The organism is Streptomyces sp. NPDC003327 (assembly GCF_053589515.1).
Genome location: NZ_JBSFSA010000042.1, coordinates 22,743 through 43,761 on the forward strand (window position 1 = coordinate 22,743; position 21,019 = coordinate 43,761).

14 protein-coding genes and 1 pseudogene are annotated in these 21,019 nt (G+C 68.4%); 11 read left to right on the plus strand and 4 right to left on the minus strand.

All coding sequences use genetic code 11. The features are described 5' to 3' along the window. Positions 1 to 56: 56 nt before the first annotated feature. Entirely contained in the window at positions 57 to 1,340 is a 1,284-nt protein-coding gene (locus tag ACWDVG_RS25700; RefSeq protein WP_451702333.1) for a helix-turn-helix domain-containing protein, read from the plus strand. Then, a complete protein-coding gene (locus ACWDVG_RS25705) occupies positions 1,337 to 1,879 on the plus strand; it encodes a flavoprotein (RefSeq protein WP_451702274.1) in 543 nt (180 codons plus the stop codon). The genes ACWDVG_RS25700 and ACWDVG_RS25705 overlap by 4 nt, the downstream gene beginning before the upstream one ends. Positions 1,880 to 1,936: 57 nt before the next feature. On the opposite strand, the gene ACWDVG_RS25710 is transcribed toward ACWDVG_RS25705, so the two are convergent. Together ACWDVG_RS25710 and ACWDVG_RS25715 are read right to left on the minus strand one after the other, a co-directional pair. Further along, the gene (locus tag ACWDVG_RS25710) at positions 1,937 to 2,887 is read right to left on the minus strand and encodes a hypothetical protein (RefSeq protein ID WP_451702276.1); all 951 of its coding nucleotides are present in this window, start codon (positions 2,885 to 2,887) and stop codon (positions 1,937 to 1,939) included. Positions 2,888 to 4,059: 1,172 nt separating this feature from the next. Next, positions 4,060 to 5,355, minus strand: a complete 1,296-nt coding sequence (locus tag ACWDVG_RS25715; protein WP_451702277.1) for a PIN domain-containing protein — start codon at positions 5,353 to 5,355, stop codon at positions 4,060 to 4,062. Positions 5,356 to 6,161: 806 nt separating this feature from the next. Here ACWDVG_RS25715 and ACWDVG_RS25720 point away from each other — a divergent pair. Continuing rightward, on the plus strand, positions 6,162 to 6,347 hold the full coding sequence (locus ACWDVG_RS25720; RefSeq protein ID WP_451702279.1) for a hypothetical protein: 186 nt from the start codon (positions 6,162 to 6,164) through the stop codon (positions 6,345 to 6,347). Between the two features lie 101 nt (positions 6,348 to 6,448). Here ACWDVG_RS25720 and ACWDVG_RS25725 read toward each other — a convergent pair whose 3' ends face one another. Next, a complete protein-coding gene (locus ACWDVG_RS25725) occupies positions 6,449 to 6,925 on the minus strand; it encodes a hypothetical protein (RefSeq protein ID WP_451702280.1) in 477 nt (158 codons plus the stop codon). A gap of 782 nt (positions 6,926 to 7,707) precedes the next feature. On the opposite strand from ACWDVG_RS25725, the gene ACWDVG_RS25730 reads away from it, so the two are divergent. Together ACWDVG_RS25730 and ACWDVG_RS25735 are read left to right on the plus strand one after the other, a co-directional pair. Further along, a complete protein-coding gene (locus tag ACWDVG_RS25730; protein ID WP_451702282.1) occupies positions 7,708 to 8,091 on the plus strand; it encodes a hypothetical protein in 384 nt (127 codons plus the stop codon). Between the two features lie 86 nt (positions 8,092 to 8,177). Further along, positions 8,178 to 8,952: pseudogene (locus ACWDVG_RS25735) on the plus strand (transposase). A 161-nt stretch (positions 8,953 to 9,113) separates the two neighbouring features. Here the strand turns inward: ACWDVG_RS25735 and ACWDVG_RS25740 are convergent. Next, positions 9,114 to 9,449, minus strand: coding sequence for a hypothetical protein (locus ACWDVG_RS25740; protein WP_451702284.1), 336 nt, complete (start codon positions 9,447 to 9,449; stop codon positions 9,114 to 9,116). Here ACWDVG_RS25740 and ACWDVG_RS25745 point away from each other — a divergent pair. From ACWDVG_RS25745 to istA, 6 genes are all read left to right on the plus strand, one after another. Next, entirely contained in the window at positions 9,448 to 9,747 is a 300-nt protein-coding gene (locus ACWDVG_RS25745) for a hypothetical protein (RefSeq protein ID WP_451702286.1), read from the plus strand. The genes ACWDVG_RS25740 and ACWDVG_RS25745 overlap by 2 nt on opposite strands. Before the next feature lie 658 nt (positions 9,748 to 10,405). Further along, positions 10,406 to 10,585 (plus strand): hypothetical protein, encoded by a 180-nt coding sequence (locus tag ACWDVG_RS25750; protein ID WP_190216024.1) that lies wholly within the window; start codon positions 10,406 to 10,408, stop codon positions 10,583 to 10,585. A gap of 95 nt (positions 10,586 to 10,680) precedes the next feature. Next, entirely contained in the window at positions 10,681 to 16,083 is a 5,403-nt protein-coding gene (locus tag ACWDVG_RS25755; protein WP_451702289.1) for a hypothetical protein, read from the plus strand. Positions 16,084 to 16,287: 204 nt separating this feature from the next. Next, positions 16,288 to 17,856 (plus strand): zinc-ribbon domain-containing protein, encoded by a 1,569-nt coding sequence (locus ACWDVG_RS25760; RefSeq protein WP_451702291.1) that lies wholly within the window; start codon positions 16,288 to 16,290, stop codon positions 17,854 to 17,856. 268 nt (positions 17,857 to 18,124) lie between these two features. Then, a complete protein-coding gene (locus ACWDVG_RS25765; RefSeq protein ID WP_451702293.1) occupies positions 18,125 to 18,850 on the plus strand; it encodes a hypothetical protein in 726 nt (241 codons plus the stop codon). A 547-nt stretch (positions 18,851 to 19,397) separates the two neighbouring features. Further along, entirely contained in the window at positions 19,398 to 21,014 is a 1,617-nt protein-coding gene (gene istA, locus ACWDVG_RS25770) for an IS21 family transposase (RefSeq protein ID WP_451702336.1), read from the plus strand. Positions 21,015 to 21,019 lie beyond the last annotated feature (5 nt).

Consider the following 21,019-nt stretch of genomic DNA (forward strand, 5'->3'; position numbering starts at 1 on the left):
ACCGCTCGCCTACGCTGCGACCGGAGGGCATGCTCGACGAGGACGGAAGGGCATGGATGGCAGACGTGAGGGCCGAGGCCGAGAGGATCGGCGAGACGATCAAACGGGCCCGGCAGCGCACCGGTCGCTCGCAGGCGGATGTCGCCACCGCACTGGGTTATCACCAGTCGAAGCTCAGCCGCCTGGAGAGCGGGCGGGGCACGGAGGACACCCGGGTTTTACGCGCCGTCGCGGCCGAACTCGGCATTCCTCTCCGTCTCCTCGGCCTGAGTGAATCCGACCCGTCCGTAGAACCGACCGACGACCCTGAGACAGAAGACATGCGCCGCCGCACCTTCCTCGCCGCGAGCATCGCGTCCCTCGCGGCTCCCACCGCACCTGCCACGGCTGCCCACGACGACCTTGTCCGGGCTCTTCTCCCGGGCCCACGCACGGCTTCCGCCCGAGCGGATGGTATGGATCAGGAGCCCCTGGCGTCACGGGTCGCCGAGGCCCGGCGCCTCTTCCACACCTGCGACTACGCAGCGCTGGAGGCGACTCTCCCCAGCCTCATCGCCGACCTGCGCGAAGCCGCCGGCGATCACCACGGCGATGGTGTGATGGCCGGGCTTCTGGCCACGGCCTATCAGACCTCCACGAGCCTGCTGCTCAAGCAGGGAGACCATGGCAACGCCTGGCTCGCCGTGGGCCGTGCCACGGCCGAAGCAGAACGCTGCGGCGACCCGATCGTTCTCGCCTCCAGCGTCCGCGTCCACGCCCACGTCCTGACCCGCGAGAAGCACACCGCCCAGGCCGTCACCCTGGTCCGGCACACCGCGGGCCACCTTGCAGGCTCATACGACCAGCGCTCCCCGCGCTACCTCGCGGCCGTAGGACTCCTTCTCCTGCGAGGCGTGACTGCCGCCAGCACGGCCGGCGATCGTGCCGCCACCCGCGAATTCCTCGACGAGGCCCGGGACATCGCCCGCTACGTCGCACTCGACCGCCCCGATGCCTGGGCCAACTTCAGCCCCACGAACGTTGCCCTCCATGCGGTAAGCGCTTCAGTCGCCTTCGGCGACGCCGGCATCGCCCTGAGCACCGCCGCGCCCCTCATGCGCCGCCACATTCCCGTCCCCGAACGCCGGGCGGCGCTGTGGGTCGAGGCCGCCCGCGCCTACAACCAGCAGGGCCGCCTCGCCGAGGGCTACCAGGCTCTCCGCATCGCCGAGACCTGCGCCGCCCAGGACGTACGCCGTCCCGCCGTCCGCGACCTGGTCGCCGACATGGCTGCCCGCGATCGGAGACGTACGCTGCCCGAACTCCACCACTTCAGCCGTCGACTGGGAGTACCCGCGTGACCGCACAGCCGTTCCTGTACGTCGTCGTCTGCGCCGCCGGCATCGCGGGCGACGCCCACAAGCTGATTACCGCTGCGCAGGAGCAGGGTTGGGGCGTCGGCGTCATAGCCACGCCACAGGGCCTCGGTTTCCTCGACACCGAGGCGATCGAGGCCCAGACCGGTTACCCGATCCGCTCGGCGTGGCGCAGCCCCGGCGACCCGCGCCCCCTCCCGCCCGCCGACGCCATCGCCGTCGCGCCCGCCACGTTCAACACGATCAACAAGTGGGCCGCCGGCATCGCCGACACCCTCGCGCTGGGCGTCCTGTGCGAGGCGTACGGGATGGGCACCCCGACGGTCGTCCTGCCGTACGTGAACGCGGCCATGGCCGCACACCCGGCGTACGGGCGGAGCCTGGACCGGCTGCGGGAGATGGGCGTGCTGGTCGGATCGTACGAGCCGCACCGGCCGAAGGAGGGCGGGGGAGCGGACCGCTTTCGGTGGGAGGAGGCGCTGGAGCTCCTGGACGGCAGGGGCGCAGGTCTCTTCGGACGGTGATCCGGATCGAGGCCCGCGCTCCTGTCGTCGGGCGGACAGGACCGGGCGGGTCCTTCGTCAGCGGGCGGAGCCCGGACGCGGCTCCTCCTGTCCCGGCAGCAGTCGCAGAGCGAGGACCGAGCCGTCGGCGTGGACGGAGACCGGGCCTCCCCAGTCCTTGTCGTAGCTGAGGTGCGGGCGGGCGTGGCGGCCAGCGTGGACGAGGGCTCGGTACTCCTCTACGTCGCCCCTGGCGAGGAGTCGGAAGACCTCCTCGTCCACGCCGGAGAACGCCTCGACACGGGGGCCGTTCAGGCGGAAGACGTGGTCGGTGCCGACGTACGCGGTGCCGAAGAGAGTGTGGGCGGCGTCCTGGATGCTCATGGCGGCCGCGTGTTCGAGACCGGTGAAGCGTTTGCGACCCTGCCGGTCGGTGAGGTGGCGGGCGGTGGCGTGGCCGGAGCCGGTGAACGCCATGAGGCCCGCCGCGGTGGTGTGGGCCAGGGACTCCTGGAACCAGGCGTAGTCCTTCGGCTGGACGTGGCAGCCCCGTACGGGCTCCGGCGTTATCAGGCCCTCGGTGGGCGGGTGGATGTCCGGCATCACGTTCGCCTGGAACGGCGGTGCGTTCAGGTTCGGCTCACGACCTTCCGCGGGGGACAGCCGTCCGCCGCTGCCGGGTGCCTGGAGGGTGTGGACGGTCATCGTGCCGCCGTCCGTCGGGAGCTGCGTGCTGAACAGCAGGCCGGGGGTCTCGTTCCACGCGCCGATGTGGACCGCCTCGGCGTGGGCCGAGGCGGAGGCCAGCTGGTCGGCGGAAGTGGCGGCGTCGCCGTGGTTGCCCTTGCAGGCGAGGGGGGTGGCGAGGGACGGCTCGCCCGGCCGCCAGACCTCCGCGAAGTACTGCGGGCGGTAGCGGTACTTCACCTTCTCGCCCTTGTCCCTGCTCGTGAGGGCCCAGCCCGCGCGTAACACCGTGTCGGCGGGGACGAACGTCACCGAATGGTCGGGGAAGCGGCTGCGCAGCACGTGCTCCGCGAGGGTCAGCGCGAAGCCGATGCCGAGCTCGCCGGACTGCAGCGACTTGTAGTGGTCCGCGATGCGGTGGCCCTCGTCGGTGAGACCGAGGAAGCCCCGCTCGCGCGGGGACCAGTGCGCCTGGCGGGCGGCGATCGCCTCGGCGAGCGGAACACCCCCGCTCGCGCGGGGACCAGGACTGGGTGCCGGAGTCGACCTTCATGGCCCACGGAACACCCCCGCTCGCGCGGAACCAGACTGTCTGACCTGCGCTTTCAGGAGGGCTTTGGCTGTTCTTTGCGATGAGACGGCTTGGTGTGCACGGGCTCATTCTGGCAGAGGTCGGGGGCATAGACGCCACCGTCAGATGTCCGTCACAGGAGAGACATGGCTGCTATGGGCTTGTCAGCTCACATGCTGTGGGACGCTCAGCGGTCCTGATCGCAAGCTCGCTGGTAGGCGGCAGAAGGCGGGGGATGTCTGGCCAGTCGTCGGTGTCGGGGGCGGTGGGATTCTCCTGCGCGTCCGGAACACCCCCGCTCGCGCGGGGACCAGTACCGCTCCTGCCGGATCGCGAGACGGCCCGACGGAACACCCCCGCTCGCGCGGGGACCAGCACGAAGCCGTTACTGACCTCGTAGTCGGCAGGGGAACACCCCCGTTCGCGCGGGGACCAGCCGTGCTGGGCGCCCGCCACCGACGAGATCGGCGGAACACCCCTGCTCGCGCGGGGACCCCGAGGGCGCGCCCGTCCCCGGCTGGCCCTGCCACCGTCGGGGACGGACCCGCACCTGTGTAACACGACCTGTCACATGAGCTGCACTGATGCCGAGCACTGGAAGCGCTACAGCGCCGAGGTCGCGGAGATCCTCGCCGCTGGGACCGGCGCCGAACTCGGCCACCCCTGGCTCTCCCGACGGACGCGTACGCGATCGTCCCCGACCAGTACAAGGAGCCCACGCCGTGACCACGACCCCCTTCCACGCGCCCCGCGGGCGCCGATCAGCAGCCGATCAGTCCCGTCCGCGCGGCGGCCCGCTGCGCCCCGTCGGCGTCGAGGAGGCGTCCACGGCCGTCACGAGCACCGTGCGGCGCCCGGAGCAGGGTCTCGAGTCCGGGGGGGCGAGGCCGTGGGGGTCCTGGGGGATGGCCTGGCCGGTGGCCGGCACCGGCCAGACGTCTTGTCACTCCTCGTCGTCATCTGAAGTGGTCTCGAGGGGCGCAGGGGCGTGGAGGTCTTGCGCCTCAATCTCCAGGCCGTTGGGATCTGTCCAGTCGCGATTCGACTGCATGCTGTCGATGAGCTCCTGCCGGTCGGCGGGCGACATCGTCATCGCCTCGAGAACCGCCAGGACAGTCAGGCCCCATTGCTCCTTGCGGCTCATGGAGTGCTTGTTCTGGAGGAGCTCGAGGGCGCTGCTCTTCTCCACCGGGACGAGGCGCGGCGGCCAGGTCACCTTTGCTGCGTCCTCCACAGGCACGGGCGTCGCCTCGCGGAGGATGTGGATCAGCTTTCCGTCCGGGCCTCGCGGCACGATGAGCCGGGTGTCCCAGTAGCACGCGCCCAGGTTGAGACGGTTCCCAGTGACCACAGGTCCGGCGATCTGCCATCTGACCGTGGCGACGAAGTAGAAATCCGACCCGAGCTGGTATGCCTTCAAGTCGGTCACGTCCGCGAGCTCGACCAGCGAGGCCCTCCCGTCCACCCAGCCCTTAGCCAGTTCGACCGTGCCGGCCTGGGTCATGGCCTGGAACTCCCCCCGGTGAGGCGTGACACCCCAGTACTTGGTGAGCATCCACTGCACGAAATCGGCGCCCCGCTTTGCCAGCAGCGAGCGGACGTCAGGCTCGTCAGACGCCTCGACCTCGACCTGAGGGGCGACGAGGGCGAGGACTTCGTCGAGGTTCGTCAGGTGCCTGAACCGGTCACCCAGGCCCTCGACGTCAGCGTCCATCGGCGAGGGGTACACCCCGGTGCCCTTCGTGAAATCGGTGTGGTTCTCGCTGACGAAGTAGACCGTCTCGGTGGGGTGCTTTCGCGCGTACTCGACGGCGCTCAGCCAGATCGCTACATCCCGTGCGCCGACCTTCACGCTCTTGCTGCGGTCGCCTTTACGCCGGGCCGGCAGGAGGGCGTTGGCCTCGCGGTACATGCCTTCACGGAGCGCATTCTCGCTCGTCGGGAGCACCTTCAGGATCTCGCCGTACTTCACGCGCCAGAGAGCGCGCACGCCCTCCGGGTCGGCCACGCCGAGCTCCGGCTCCGCCTTGTGGCTCTTGCGTTGCAACTGGGCCAGCGCGGACGCCGCCGACTCGTGCGCGTCGGTGTACTCAAGAGCCTTCTGAGCCACGAGCTCCTCGACAACCATCCACGGGGCGCCGACCCGCTCCGTCTTGGTCCTGGCGATGGCCCGCAGGAGCTCCGCCTTGCTGTCCTCGAGGCCCATGCCGCGTATGACACAGCTGTCCAGAATGATCAAGTTCTCGCCTTAACTCTCGCGGTCCGACCAGCAACGAGTAGCACCCCGAGACGGCATCGTGCACGCGAGTTGCCGGCTCCCACCGGCCGGTACGGCCCTGGAGGCGGTGAAGGCTCCGGCAGCGGAGGCGGCCCGGCAGGCTATCGCGCGGGAGGCCGCGCAGGAAGAGGAGAGGCGGGCCCAGAAGGCGGCGGAGACGGCGGGTTGGAAATCCAACCCGGACTCTGGGGCTGACCTGCAAGATCGCGTCCCACCCCGCTCATCCCCCGAACCGGCCTCCGTCCGTCCGTGCTGGTAGAAGACGCGCACTTGACAGACCCGGACGGAGGGACGGATGGGGGCGGCGGCGTCATCGAGGACCAGGAGCACGGGCCGGTGACGGCCGGTGGGGAGTCGGCGACGGCTGACGCCGCGCCGGAAAACGGCAGCGGCAACGAGGGGCGCGGTGCCGCGTCCGCTCCGGCCCCGCTCGTACGGCCGGTGGAACTGACCCCCGGAGGGAGGTGCTGAAGGCGATCGCGGCGGAGGCGCCGCAGTGGAAGATCACGCACGCCGAGACACTGCGGGACCAGGGCCTGGTGGCCACGGGGATACTGGAGAGGGTTCACCCCGCAGGAGATCCGCCACGCCCTCCTCGCCCGACCCCTGCCCCAGCCGTTGCGCACTGCGGTCGGCGGGGTGTCGGCGGCAGGCAGCGGGACCTTATCGCGGTCGGCCTGGCCGCCGGTGTCCGGCCCATCCCCGCCCAGCAAGTCGGTGAGTACGACCTGCTGCGCCAGGAGACGGCAGACCGGGAGGAGACACCGGTGCCAGAGTCGTGGGCGGACAAGCGCATGCGCCTCGAAGCGGAGGTCGCCGGTACCGGCCGACACCGCCCCTGCGCCGGGGACGAGGGCATGTGCCCCCGCTTCGCCCTGCCCGACACGGACCTGTGCGCCGTCTGCCTCGGCGGCGAACAGCCCGTATGCGGGCGGGCGTCGGCGAGTTCGTGAGTGTGGTCTGGGGCGGGACGGGACGGCTCGTGGGCGGCGGTCGGCATGTGGCTGGCGCCCGCTGCGGTCTGGAGCACCTGACAGACGAAGATGCGTGCTCATCAGGCCCATGCGTTGAAGAGCGTTCCGCCCAATGTGGTGATGCCGTAGGAGCGCATGTGGCGCCACTCGTCCTTTGTCAGCGCCGAGGTGTCCAGGTCGGAGAGAGGTGTGGCGAGCTGCGCGCTGCTCAGAACCATGAAGCCTGCGTCAGTGAAGGCACAGGCCCACAGCGGAGAGGGAAGAAACTCATCGGTGTACCAGTTCCGGCGTTCTTGTGCGAAGGCGATCCAGGGGTGATGGGCGTGGCACAGGATGACGCTCTCGCTCGTGCGATCGATGACCGAAGCGGTGTGGAAGGTCCGGGGGTGTTCCTGGGTCTCGATCTCGCCCACTTGGCCTCCGGCGATTCGGGCAGCTGCATGCACGGCGGTCCGGAACGGCCGCAGGTCGGTTTCCGGAAGGGGGCCGTCCTTCGGCAGGAAGAAGCCTGTCGCGCCCCGCGGTAGCGTGAAGCCCGTGTTTCCCTCATTGACCATGTCCTCATCTTGCCCGGTGGGCCGGACCTCTTGGGCGTCGTTGGTGCTGTGGCTGCGTGTTCATCCAGTACGGCGGGGTTTGGGTTCCTGTCTTGTGGTGTGCGGGGCGGGAGGCCTGGACGGTGGCGGGGACTCGAGCGGGCGAAATGTGGGCTAAGGACGATGCGGGATGTGTTACCGGCGGCGCTCACCTCCTGGACCTGGTCGAGGCCGTCGACCCAGGCATCTGCAAGGCCACCGTCGGCGGGGGTCATCGTCGGCTTGAGATCACCATCCGCAGGCCCGGGACCAGGGGTTCACCCCGATCCCGAAATGCTGGGAGGTGGAGTGGACCTTTGGCCGGCTCATGCTGAACTGCCGCCTGGACCGCGACTGCGAGACCTTGCCCACCCGCTCCCAAGCCCCGATCAACCTGGCTGTGGCCAGGCCTCGTGACCAGCCGCCTCACCCGCGCGAACGCCATCGTGACGCGATCCGAAGAAGACCACAGGGCCGTTCATCTCCGGATGACGCTGTGGACGGAAGCGGCTTCCCGTGGTCTACGCGGTCTGGAGCAATGTGCGGGGCGTGTTGTGTGGCCCAGCTGTCCTTGGGGGCCTTCCTGGGGCTTGTCCCGTAAACGATCTCTGAGGCGGTGCGGATGCGCGTGGGTCGTGGGCGGAAGCCAAGAAGGGGCTCGACACGTTCTTGTGCACCGCGGGAGCGTCGCGTGAGTTCACCCAGGTGTGACTGATCGGATACTGCTACGACGAGACCTTCGACGTGGGCTGAGGCTGATCATCTTGATCGAATACGACATCTACGCCGGCTTCCGGGGGCCGCAGGCCCCTGGGGCCACCCTCGCGGAGGCCGTGCGGGCCGACCTCGAAGCGGCCTTCGGCATCGAGTTCTTCTGTGACACCGACGGGCGGTCCCCCTCCTTCACCTGGGGGGACAACGAGCACTGGCTGAGCTGCTGGGTCGCCGTGCCGCCAGACCTGGACGAGCCATACCATTCTCACCCGGCCCGGGTCACTGCCAATCAGCCGGACTCGGACGCCTGGGCACACCGGGTCTTCGACGCCCTGGACGCAATGGGCCGGTACTCGCTGTTCATGATCGAGGACGACGAGGACCTGGTCCGGACGAACACGGAGCTCGCCCGCACCCAGTGGGAAGAGCGTTGATCCCCTGACCCGCAGTCAAGGATCTGTGCCTGGCTAGGAAGTGATCAGCGCGGCGGTACCGGCGGGAACCGTGTGAGGATCTCGCCGTGACTGGTGTGATCACGGCGTCGCAGCCGTCCTGGATAGCCCCGTTCACCGGGCTGAGCGCGCGGCAGTTCGGCAAGCTGATCACCGCGCTGCGGCGCGAGGGTGCTGATCCGGTCCGCAAGGGCCGGCCCTGGAGCCTGCCCCTTCAGGACCGGGTCTTGCTGGTCGCCGCGTACTGGCGCACCAACCTCACCCTGCGCCAGCTCGCCCTGCTGTTCGGGGTGTCGAAATCGGCTGCCGACCGCACCATCGACCATCTCGGGCCGTTGCTCGCGCTGCAACAGCGCCGGCGGTTCCGCAAGGACACCGTCCTGATCGTGGACGGCACTCTGGTCCGGTACCCGCGACCACAGCGTCGCCGAGCAGTCGAAGAACTACCGGTACTCCACCAACCGCCAAGTCGTGATCGACGCGGACACGCGGTTCGTCGTCGTGGTCGGCAGCCGGCCGCTGCCGGGCAACCGCAACAACTGCAAGGCGTGGGAGTAGTCCGGTGCGAAGGGCGCCGTGGGCATGACGACAGTGATCGCGGACGGCGGCTACCGGGGCACCGGCCTGGTCATCCCACACCGCCGCGAACCCGGCCAGGCCGAGCTCCTGGCCTGGAAAGAGGAACACAACGCCTCCCACCGCAAGGTTCGAGCGCGCGTCGAGCACACCTTCGCCCACATGAAGACCTGGAAGATTCTCCGCGACTGCCGCCTCAAAGGCGACGGCGTCCACCACGCCATGCTCGGCATCGCCCGACTGCACAACCTCGCCCTCGCCGGGTGACGGAGGAAGGCGCAGACCATCCAATACGCCGTAGATCATTTACGGGACAACGCTTAGGCGATCGGTTTGGCGGGTGTGGATTTTCGTTGGGAGGGGGTGGTGGGGGTGTGGGGGAGCCCGCCGTGGGGTGCGGCGGGCTCTGGTGGGTGGGGTGGTGTGGTTCAGCTGATGGCGAGGTTGGTGGTCCAGCCGGGGCCGCTGGCGATGAACCGGGTTCCGTGGGTGGTGCGGCCGCCGAGGTAGAAGTAGAGGTTGCCGTCGTTCATGACTGCCCACAGGTCGGGGATGGCGTCGTTGTTGACGTCGGTGGTGCCGGTGATGAAGGGCATGCTGGCTGCTGCCCAGCCGCCGGTTCCGTAGACCTCGTCCTGGCCGGTTTTGGAGGTGGCTGCGGTGGCGAGGGAGGAGAGGTCGAGGCCGCCGCCGGCGGCGGGCAGGCGCGATGGGTACACGTACCGGGCCCGGCTGTCGGTGGTGGCTGGGAGGCTGAGACCCATGGACAGGGATGAGGAGCTGCTGCGCGGCCAGGTCTACGGCGCCGACCACGACCACCCAGGCCCGCGTCCCGACCGGGCCTACGCCGAACTGGTCGGCGGCCCGCTCGACGGCCTGCTACTCGACATCACCAGCTGGACAGCGGACGAGATCCAGACCGGCGTCGCGCTGACGACCGAGCTCGGACAGTTCGGCCCAGGCGGCCGGGCCCTGTACGACCCACGCCCCGGCGAGCGGAACCGCTGGGACTGTCCGGCGACACACCCTGACTCCTGTGAGGTCTCATTGATGTTGCTGTGACCGTCTGTCGTTGACCTGCGGTACCGCACATACATCGCGACGGGTTCTAGAGACACGACGGGCTGGACTTCGCTCTTGCCATCACGGAGGAACTGTGGCTGGGGGAGGCCAAGAGCAACGACTCTCTCGGCAGGAGCCCTGGCCAGCGGCGAAACGAGGCCAGCAAGCTCATGGAGGGGTGCGCAGCTGTCGGCGCGTCCGGTCTCATCATGGCCACCGCCAAAACGCAGTGGGCAGACACGACCATTGAAGCGCTCACCGAAGAACGCCGGGGACGTCTGCGCGCCGGAAAGGCCGTGCCCAGGATCAGTCTGCTGACGGGTCTTGGAGCGTCACCGAAGCTCTCTCCTCTGACCAGCCCGTGAGGCTGCCTGTTCGGTACGTGGCTTGAGCACAACTGGTGGGCGATGGGCGCCGCTCCAACCGCGCGAGCTGCACCTTGCCGTGATGGCTGTCCCATCCGCCCTGGCCCTCGTGATGCCGCCTTCCTGGATCCCTGGCTCTCAGCGTCCTCCACACCGTCGGCGACTGCGGCGAGTGCTTCGCCCGACGGCGATGGTGCATCGTTAGGGGAGCGGTGTGTCAGCGCCGAGGGCGTTGAGAAACTCAGGACTGGCCACGCGATCGGGATGCCGGGTCGGGAGAGGTAGAGGCCAGTGTGGTTGATGCCGCAGGTGTCGCTGCAGTCGAGCGGCAGGTATCCGGCGGTCTGCTGTCCCGCGCAGCGGTGTCGCATCGAACCGGCGAACAGGGCACCGGCATACGACTTGGCGTCAAGCGGGAACTGGCGGTCGTGCGCCTGGCCGCTGAGATCTTCACGGCTTGCGGCCAGGGCTGAGACCATGCGGGGTCTCGCCCGCTCGCCGGATTTTACAACCGCGCAAACCCTCTTGATGTCCAACTGCTCTGGACATCAAGGCTTATGGTGGTGGTGTGACTTCAACCGCCGACCTGCTCCGCGGCATGCTGGGCGAGAGCGCGTACAGGGCCTTGGAGGCATTGGCCAGCACGGCCACGCCCATGTCCGGCCGGATGGTCGCGAGGGCTCTGGACGTGTCTCCGACCACGGCGACAGCGGCGCTGGGCAAGCTCAGAGAGGCCGGGTTCGCCACCTCAAGCCAGGTCGGGCGTGCCAAGCAGTGGCGCCTCAACACCGACAAGGACGTGCTGCGCACGTGGCTGGAGGAGACCCGGGTGAGCGCCGCGGACGCTCCGGCTCCCACCGGGATGAGCCCGTACGCGACCGGTGGCGGCGGCGTCACCTTCGAGCGCAAAGTCGCCGTCCAATACCTTGCCCATCTGCTCCTCGGAGAGGGTGCGGCCGAGCTGGGCGACAGTCGGTCGGTCGTCAGCGTGGCTTTTCAGCAAGCACCGGAACACTCGGTTGACGACCTCGTCATCCGCGCGGCCCGTGCCGACGAGCCGGAGCCGTCCCTGGTGCTCGCCCTCGCCATGCGCCGCGCACCCAATCTCGTCAAGAGCAACGAGTCGAGCGCCAAGCTCATCTGCACGTTCGTGCAGGAGGTCGTCAACGCACCCGCCGAGGGGCCTGAATACCGAGCCGCTCTGGTTGTCGCCGGTCCGCAAGAGCACGCGGAGCAGCTGGCAGCACTCGCCGCCGAGGCCGTCGCGCAAAAGGATGCGCCCAGCTTCTTCGGCCTCATTCGGACGCACCAAAAGTTCCTGGCCGGCGTTCGAACACGGCTCACGCACATCGAAGAACTCGTCAAACTCGCCCTGGCCACGCTCGGGACCGCCGATCCCAGCCCGCAGCTCGTCGAACAGCGCACCTGGGAACTGCTGTCACGGCTGACGGTACTCATGCCTCGACTCGAGACACCGGACGAATCGGACTGGGCCCGAGTAACGAACTCCTTGATCCCTGTGGCCCGCGGCACTGACCTCTACGGGGCAACACGGTTGCTGGAACGGCTCGTTGCCCTGGCTGACGAGTACCCACCGAAGGCAGCCACCGTCGACCTGAGTCTTCTGCGGCGCGACGCGCACCAGGTCCTCGACTCGACCACACGCCGCCACCGGCAGGGATGGAAGGCCCTCAGCCACCTTCACGAACGGGCGCTTGCCTCGGTGCGCAACGAGATCGCCACCGAGGACAGTCGCACGGTGCATCTTGACCGGAGCGATACGGCCAGTCAGCTGCTCCAGCTCGTGGAGTCCCCAGCGGCGGCGGTCGTCGCGCACGGTGACTCCGGCGTGGGCAAGAGCGCCCTCGTCGTCCGCACGCTCACCGAAGCCGCACAGGACCCCGATTCCACGCAGGTGGCCTGCATCAACCTGCGGCACCTTCCCCCGACCACAGTAGAATTGGAGTCCGTACTCGGCACCTCGCTCACCGCGCTACTCGGCGAGTTGAGCGCCCCCCGGCGCCTCCTTGTCATCGACGGCGCGGATGCGCTCGCCGAGGGCATGCTGGACCCCTTCCTCTATCTGATGGACGCGGCTGGTCAGGTCGACGTCAAAGTTGTCGCCGTCACAGCGAACGACGCCCAGCAAGTGGTCCGTGACACGATCAACGATCGCTGCGTCGGGGAGGTCGCCAGCTTCGAGGTACCACCGTTGACCGATGCCCAGGTAGCCGAAATCGTTGCAGTCTTTAACGAGTTGTCGGCTCTCGCGGCAGACCCGCGCTCACGTGAGCTGCTGCGCCGACCTGTGGTGGTGGACCTGCTCGTCCGAGGAGGCGTGAAGAGCACCCCTCTCAGCGACGCCGATGCCATGCAGCAGGTGTGGTCGGGACTGGTGCTCCGCCGGCGTCCTGAACGCGGGACCCCGGACGCCCGAAACATTGCCCTTCTCCGCCTGGCCGCCCTGGAACTCGGCCAAGGAGACCCTCTGGAGGTCGTCGGAGCAATCGATCCCACGGCGCTTGCGGGACTGCGCCAGGACGGGGTGCTGCGCACGGACATGGACGACCCGTTCGCCATCGGCCCGCAGTTCGCCCACGACGAAGTGCGCCGGTATGCGATCGCCCGGCTCTTCCTCTCAGCCGGCCACCTCACGGCGAAATTGGTCGAGGCCGGCGTGCCGCGCTGGGCGCTCGGTGCCGCACGTCTTGCCTGCCAGGCACTGCTTGCCGCTCCCGACACCCCGAAAGCCCCTCTGCGCGGCAGGTTCGCCCGCCTGCAGCAGGCCTTCGACGACCTGGTCACGGCAGGCCACGGGGACCGCTGGGCCGACGTGCCCGGCGAAGCGCTCCTGACGCTCGGAGCGCCCGACCCGGTCCTGCGCGAGGCCTGGCCCATGCTGCGCGCTGAGCCTGGCACCGGCCTGCGGCGACTGATCCGTCTCGTGCACCAGCGGCTACACAACGAAGCGGGCCTGGTGCGGATCGCCGCAGCCGAGCCCCTCATCGCCCTGCTCCTCGATGAAGACGAACCCTGGCAACAGGGCAAGCACGTGCAGGACATGCTGCGGGACTGGCTCCACGCCGTCATCATCACGGAAACACCCGCTGGGTATCCGCTCCGGGTCAGGCTGCACGACCGCCTGCTTGCCGCCTGCGCCGCTGCCGAGCGCCGGTTCAACGACGAGCAGGCAGCCGCGGCTGCGGCCAAGGCAGCCCAGCCAGCTGAGGAAGCCGAAGCCGAGCGCCAGTTCCTGGAGAGGCAGCGGCTGGTCTTCATGGGAGACAGCCGTAGGCGCGAGCGCCGTCGCAGGCGTCTTGAGCTCCCCCGTGAGATCACCGATGAGCTCATGGTCGAACTGCTGGCACTGCTCGGCCCGGATCTCGGTGAGGACGGCGAGGCTATTCTGCGCCGCGTTGCGCGCGACGCGCCAGCATGGGCTGGTCCCGCCGTCGAGGAAGTGCTGACCGGCCGGGCTCTGGCCATGTATCGGCGTGGTTTCCTTGCCGAGCTGACCGAGGCCTACTACCTCAACGAGGACGAAAACGGGTCAGGATTCCACGAGGAGGGCATCCGGCGCCATGGTGCTCGCGGGCTCGGCGTGACTCCCCTTGCGGCCTGGTACCGCGGCCCGTTCATGCCGCTGTTCCAATCGGACTTCCGCAACGGCGTCTCGGTGCTGAACCGTATGCTCAACCACGCCGCACTGGCGCGCGCACGCACCCTCACAGGCCATCACCGTCCCTACGGTGTCCGGATCGAGGACCACGACCTCGACGCCCACCGGACAGAACTTGACGTCGCAGGGGCTCGCCGGACCTACATCGGAGACGAGCACGTCTGGCTCTGGTACCGCGGAACCGGCGTCGGTCCATATCCTTGTATGAGCGCCTTGCAAGCTCTGGAACGGGTGTGTGACCAACTGGTCGAGGCAGGCGTCCCGTTGGACAGACTGGTCGCCACCTTGCTTGAGGACTGCGAGAACCTGGCGATGGTCGGCCTGGTCGTCGGCCTGCTCGTTCGCCATCTGGAGCACGCCGACCGCCTGCTGGACCGCTATCTCGCCGAGCCGGTGATCTGGCATCTGGAGTTCGCGCGTGTCGTCCAAGAAGCGAGCGGCTTGAGGGCATCCGCCGACGGACTGGCGGCTCCCGAGCGTCGACGCTGGTCGCTGCGGGAGGCAGCCATGATGATGGTGCTACGCGCTGACAACCAGCGCAGCGACGAGTTGCGACTGATCGGGCAACAACTTGTCGCAACGGCTAGGCGACTGGCTGAGGAAGAACCTGGCGAACTCGATGAGCCGGCCGTCCAAGAACAACTCGCGGCTGTGCGTGCCTGGGCTAGCAGCCTCGACCGCAGCACCTACCAAGCACAGCAAGTGGAAGGTGGCCTGGAGATCAAGAGCTCGCCTCCCAGCGACGTCGTCGAAGCGTTGCAGGTCAGGAACGTGGAAATGGCACGCGCCCAGGAAGCCATCCGGCTGAGCGTCCGCTACTACATCGATCCCCGAAACGGCACAGACAAACACATCAGCGCGGACGACTTGGTCTCCGACCTGGCTTCGGCCCGAGAACTCCTTGCGAACCCGCCAGACCCTGATCCCGCCAGCCAGTGGGACGTACCTGCCGTCGTGGCCGCGACGGCACTCACCGCGGAGATCGTGGACGGCGTTGAACTGCCCGCCGACGCATTGCGCTTCGCCGTCGACACACTCCTGCGCATCGGGGAGGGCGCGGCATCGCCACGCCGATTCGAAGCCGAGGACTCCTACTTCGAACAGGGGGCTGACCGCATTGCCGCAGAGGTACTGCCGCTCCTTCTTCTGCCCGCCGCCGCGAAGCTCCGCGCCCAGATCGACGGCACGGACGGCTCCACGACGTACCGCCAGGCTGCTGCCGCGGCAGGCAAGCTGGCGCGTTCCCTCCCCAACGAGGTTCGTGTGCACTTGGCCCGCGGCCTCGACCCTGTCTGGCATGCGGCGTGCCCAGCCGGAAACATCGCCTGCCATCACGAAACGGCCTTCCAGCTGACAGCTGAGACGATGCGCGACTGCATCCTCGGTAACTGGGATCCGCAGACCAGTCGGCGGAGGGTCGTCGCGCTCGACGATCCCGTCGCGCACTCACTCGACGAAGCCACCGACGACTCCATCTACGTAGACCGCCTCGACGCAGCGATCAGGGCCCTCGGCGCGGCAGCGACGGCGTCGATCTGCGTGTCGACCCCGGCCCGCGAACTCCTCGCGGTACTCCTGGCCGCGCACCGCCGCGCGCTGCTCGCTGCCGAACAAGACATGGACAGTCGCGGCACCCACGCCCTGATCGCGGCGCGGGCATTGCTTATGGTGGCAGGCACGGGCGACGACGCGCCCGTCTTCCAGCACCTAGACGCCTACGCCGACGACGCGACGCGCCTGGAAAGCTTCTTGTGCGCGCTGTCCTCGGCTGCCGAGGAGTCAGCGGACAGAGCAGCCACGGCACGGCGGATGTGGCCGACGGTGGTCGCCCACGTCATCGCCCTGCAGACTTCCGGGCACACGCCCTTCGCCGGACGGAGCGACTACCACTCTGCTCTGGCTTCGCTCTTGCCCAACCCTGTCCCCGAAACCGCCTACCTCTACCGGGAAGTTCAGGGGAAGCCCATCATCTGGTGGGATCCGCTGGCCTGGCAGGACACAGTCGCCCACTGGCTGCCCCATGCTCAGGGCCACGTCACATGCGTGGATCAGCTCATCGCCTTCATCAAGCCCCTGCCAGCCGAGGAACAGGCATGCGTCGGCCTTCCGTGGGTGGCGAGCCTTGTCCTCGCCGATCCCAGCCATATCGCGAACCGTACCTATCTCCTGACACCATGGCTGATCGAACTGCGCCAAGTTGTCGCCGACGCGGGCCTGGCTGACGATTGGCAACGGGTAGTTGATGCCCTCGTCGTTGCCGGGGTGTCCCGACTCGCACCATACTCTGAGTAACCGCCGGGAGCGCGGGCGCCCGTATGGGGTGCGCCGCTGTGGTGTCACCGGGCACGGCGTCGGTGATGACGGGGGAGCTGGTCTGGCAAGCCTGGCCCCATGAAGGGCCGTTGTCAGAGGCGGCTGTCAGGATCTGCCGTCATGGGTAAACGGCGAAGTGCTACCGAGTTGGCTGCGGTTCGGGCTCGGCTGAAGGCCGAGTTCGTGTCCAACCTGTCCAGCCCGGATATGGCGCTGGAGGCCATACCGCTGTCTTCTACGGACCGGTGCCAGTGGCGCTGCTCGGCGGAAGGATGCGGTCACCAGTGGCCCGCCCGGTTGCAGTTTCGCACCCGAACCGTCAAACCCTCGGGGTGCCCTGAGTGCTGGAAGCGCCGCAACCGGGCTCCTGGCCCGGGAGAATCGCTGGCCGATCTGAATCCTGCGCTGGCACGCCAGTTCCGCCGGAATCTCAGCCGCCCCAACCGTGGGCCGGACACCCTGCGCCCGCAGTCCCATGACCTGTGCGTGTGGGAGTGCGCTCAGGGGCATTTCTGGCCGGCGAGGCTCGCCAATCGCACCAATGGGCGTGACTGTTCGGACTGCACCGGGCATGGCCGCTCCCCGTTCGAATGCAACGTCGCCATGCTCGTCCAGGCCGCCTGCGGGCTTGACGTGGAGCTGGACCACCGGCTCCGCCTGCCCGGGCGCCGTCAGGACCGCTTCGACCTGTACCTACCCGAGCCGGCCCTGCTCATCGACCTGGACCCGGAATGGACCCACAACAGGCCAGGAAGTCTGGAGCGTGACACCGCCAAGACCGCGGCAGCGATCGCCGCTGGACTCGACGTGGAACGCATCCGAAGCCGCGGTTTGCCGCCCGTCCCGGTGCCCGGCCTGGTCCACCATGAGGCCGGGCCGGGGGTGAACCCCGAGGGCTGGGCGGAGGCGGTGGGTGCCGTACTGCGGGGCCGCGGCCTTTCCTGGCGGCAGCTCACACCGGCCGAGGTCACCGCGGCGCTCACGAGGGGTGCGCAGCTGTGGCAGAAGGCCGTGGCCGGCCCAGAGGTGTCGGCGGTGGACGTGGCGCCCCACCTTGAGGAGGAGTTCATCGCGAACCTCACCAACCCGGGCAAGGCGCCTGATCGGATGCCGCCCGGCTGCAACGACGTGTGCCTGTGGCGGTGCGGGAAGCCGGAGTGCGGCTACGAATGGAAGGCCGTACTGCACAGCCGGGCACTTGCTGGCCGCGGCTGCAGCCGGTGCGGTCACGCACGGGTCGGCGCGGCCAACAGCAGGCCCGGCCCTGGTGAATCACTCGCCGAGGTCAACCCGACGATGGCCGAAGAACTCATCGAGATCGTCGGCCACCCCGGCTGGACCGCGTTCGATCTGCTCCCCACGTCGAACAAGACATGCCAGTGGCGGTGCCCCGAACCACACTGCCGCTTCGAGTACCCCGCCCCTCCAAACCGCCGCACAGGTCAGTCGAGCGGATGCCCCCGATGCGCCCGCCGACGCACCATCGCAGCCAGGGTCCGCCCCAAGCCCGGCAAATCCCTGCAGGACGTGCACCCTGCCCTCGCCGACGAGCTTGTCGAAGTGATCGACGAGCCGAACCTGACCGCGAAGGAGCTCAGACCGAGCTCCACCAAACTGTGCCGGTGGGCCTGCTCGAAGCCTGGCTGTCCGGGACGGTGGAAAGCCACGCCTGATCAGCGGTCCCGCCGTGGCGGGACCGGTAAACGCTGCCCAGCATGCCATCCGCTGCGCAAAAGCCGCACCCAGCCGTGAGCCCGGCCTGTGTATCGCGCCTTCTCCCCGTGATGCCGGTGATACCGCATCAGCGCGTCACGTCGCCGTCCACCTCGGCCGCTGGCACCACCATGAGGACTGCAACAGGCCCCATCCACCTTCTCCTTGCCTCATTGAGCCGAGAACCCCTCTCGGACTGGCACTAACGCGGTGTGCAGACCGCTGAAAGGCGGCACTGGGAGCCCGTTCCTCCGAGAAGATGGAGTAGGGCGGTGGGCGGAGCCTGCCGGAGCGGATGGGAGAGCTGGTGGGGGACTACGACTACGCAGCCGCGATGACGTATGCACGGGAGCGCTTGAGCGCACTGGGCGTGACCGCAGAGAGCGGAAACCTCGCCAACGCCGCCGCGGTCGGTATCACCGAGTTCGTCTGGCGCAACGGACCCATCGAAGACGCTCATGCGGGAGCGAGGGGACGGCGCAACAAGCTGCACGATGGCGTCATGTTCGCCCGCAATACCTGGGTCTACCACCAGGCCCTCGAAGCGGTGAACAGTCCCAAGCAGTACGCGCTGCTGCGGTTCGAGAAGCGCATCCTCGACCGCGAGCTCGTCTGGCCCGGCACATCCGGCACGCTGACCCAGTTCGGATACGGCGCGCTCGGCGAGATCAAGAAGCACGTCAAGAAGTCCATCGACTACCTGATGTACCTGCGGGAGACGTTCTCTTCTGAGGAGTTCCTCCTCCTTGCCGCGCTTCAGGGCTTCGGTGCCTCTGACCACTTCGGGATGCCTGCATGGGAGCCACGGGTACGTGCCGCCATGGACCGACTTCGCGGACAGGATCCCGCGTTCGTGGAACGCCTCAGGGCCGTCTACAAGATCGACTTCTCCGAGGTCCTGCAACGGGCCCCTGCCATCGTTCATGACGATCTGCCTGAGGTGGAACGAGCGCTCCTGAACGCACCGTACGAGCTGGGAGCCGAAGCGTTGGACTGGTTTGCCTGGAACCCCGTGCTCGACCGGGATCTCTGAGGCCTCCTCGGATGAGCCCGGTACACGGGCTCAGGTGTCGCGTTCGTGCGCGGAGGCACCGCTGCTGAAGCGACAGCGCGCCACCCCGCCGCGGGCAGCGCCGCTCACCAGCTCCTGTTGCCCGGGTTGGAGGAGATGCCATGATGCCTGCTGCGCGTGCAACCACTGCCGGGCCTGGTCTTCGTCCGGTGCGCCGGTCCACCACACCACACCTTCGGGCAGGCCATGGAGATGATGGCGGGCGGTCCAGTAGTACCGCTGCCAGTCCAGTGGCCAGGGCGGGTTCCACCAGGTGTCCAGGTGCGATCTCTCGGTTTGGTGTCGGTGGTGGTGAGAGTCGGTCGTGCTGGTCCGGGGATGGGTGTTGCGGGGCTGGTCAGTGGGTGTTTGCGGGTGGGTGGCTTTGTTGGTGAGTTACGAGAGCGCCTGTCGCTCAGCGTGGAGAGCGTGCTCTTCCACGGGAGAGTGATGTCGCCGAGTTTTGAGAGCGCCTGGGTGCTTGCTTCGGGACCATGGTTGTGCTCTGCACGACGAGGGGGCCGGGGTGCTGCCGAAGTCCAAGGTCGATCTGTACGCGGCGATCCGCCGTGATGCGAAGGCTGGTCTGTCGAGCCGTGCTCTTCAGCGGAAGTACGGTGTCGGGTTCCTGACCGTGCAGAAGGCGTTGACGTCGGCCTGGCCGGAGCCGCGGAAGAAGCTTCCGCCGCGGCCGACACGGCTGGATCCCTACAAGCCGTTGATCGACGAGATGCTGCGGGCCGACCTGGATGCGCCGCGCAAGCAGCGGCACACGGTGAAGCGGATTTTCGAGCGGCTGCTGGACGAGCACGGTGCGGACGAGATCTCGTACCAGATGGTCCGTGGATACGTCGCTGACCGGCGTGAGGAGATCCGGGTCCAGGCCGGACGGGGCGTTGTCGAAGCCTTCGTCCCTCAAACTCATAAGCCCGGAGCGGAGGCGGAGGTCGACTTCGGCGACGTGACGGTGCGGCTGGCTGGCGAGCTGGTGACCTGCTACCTGTTCGCGTTCCGGCTGTCCTACTCGGGCAAGGCCGTCCACCGGATCTTCGCCTCGGCAGGTCAGGAGGCGTTCTTCGAGGGCCACGTCCACGCTCTCAACACGTTGGGCGGGGTGCCGACCGGGAAGGTCCGCTACGACAACCTTAGGGCCGCGGTCGCCCAGGTGCTGGGCTTCTCCCGGCATCGCGTCGAGGCCGAGCGCTGGACGGCGTTCCGCTCCCACTACGGCCTGGAAGCTCTCTACTGCCAGCCCGGAATCCGCGGCGCCCACGAGAAGGGCGGGGTCGAGGGGCAGATCGGCTGGTTCCGCCGCAACCACCTCGTCCCGGTGCCCGAGGTCGCGACCCTCGCCGAGCTCAACGTGATGATCGACCAGTGGGACCAGGAGGACGAGAACCGCCGGATCCGGTCCCGTCCTCGCACGATCGGCGAGTACTTCGCAGCCGAGCAGCCGCTGCTGGCGCCGCTACCGCAGGAGCCCTTCGAGACGGGCCGGCTCTTCACCCTGCGGGTCGACCGCTACAGCCAGATCAGTGTCCGCACCAACCGCTACTCGGTGCCGGTCCGGCTGATCGGCCGGAACGTCCGAGCGATGCTGCACGCCTCTGAGCTGGTGGTCTACGACGGGCGGGACGAGGTTGCCCGGCATGAGCGGCTGATCGCCAAAGGCGGCACCCGCCTCGAACTGGACCACTACCTGGAAGCTCTCGTGCGCAAGCCCGGCGCCCTCCCCGGAGCGACCGCGCTCGACCAGGCACGGTCCGCGGGCCGGTTCACTCCTGTCCATGACGCCTGGTGGGACGCCGCGGTCAAGGCCCATGGCGAGCGGGACGGCAACCGCGCGCTCATCGAGGTCCTCCTCCTCGGCCGGCACCTGCCGCACGAGCACCTGGTCACCGGACTTGCCGCCGCCCTCAAGACCGGGGCGTTGACGGCGGACGCCGTCGCTCTTGAAGCCCGCAAGGCAGCAGACGCCGACACCACCACTGCCGAGGAGCCAGAGCCCTCGGCAGGAAGCCGAACCAGCATCGCCCCGCTGCCGGCTGCCGTCCGGGCACGCCTGCCACCTGACAAACGGCCTCTTCCGTCGGTCGCTCACTACGACCAGCTTCTGCGGCTCCGCCGCGACCGCCCCACCCCCTGAAGGAG

Excerpts from the sequence above, each read along its gene's own strand:
- ACWDVG_RS25745 (WP_451702286.1), top strand. The coding sequence starts at position 9,448 with ATGGACAGGGATGAGGAGCTGCTGCGCGGCCAGGTCTACGGCGCCGAC.
- ACWDVG_RS25740 (WP_451702284.1), bottom strand. The coding sequence starts at position 9,449 with ATGGGTCTCAGCCTCCCAGCCACCACCGACAGCCGGGCCCGGTACGTG.
- ACWDVG_RS25725 (WP_451702280.1), bottom strand. The coding sequence starts at position 6,925 with ATGGTCAATGAGGGAAACACGGGCTTCACGCTACCGCGGGGCGCGACA.
- ACWDVG_RS25700 (WP_451702333.1), top strand. The coding sequence starts at position 57 with ATGGCAGACGTGAGGGCCGAGGCCGAGAGGATCGGCGAGACGATCAAA.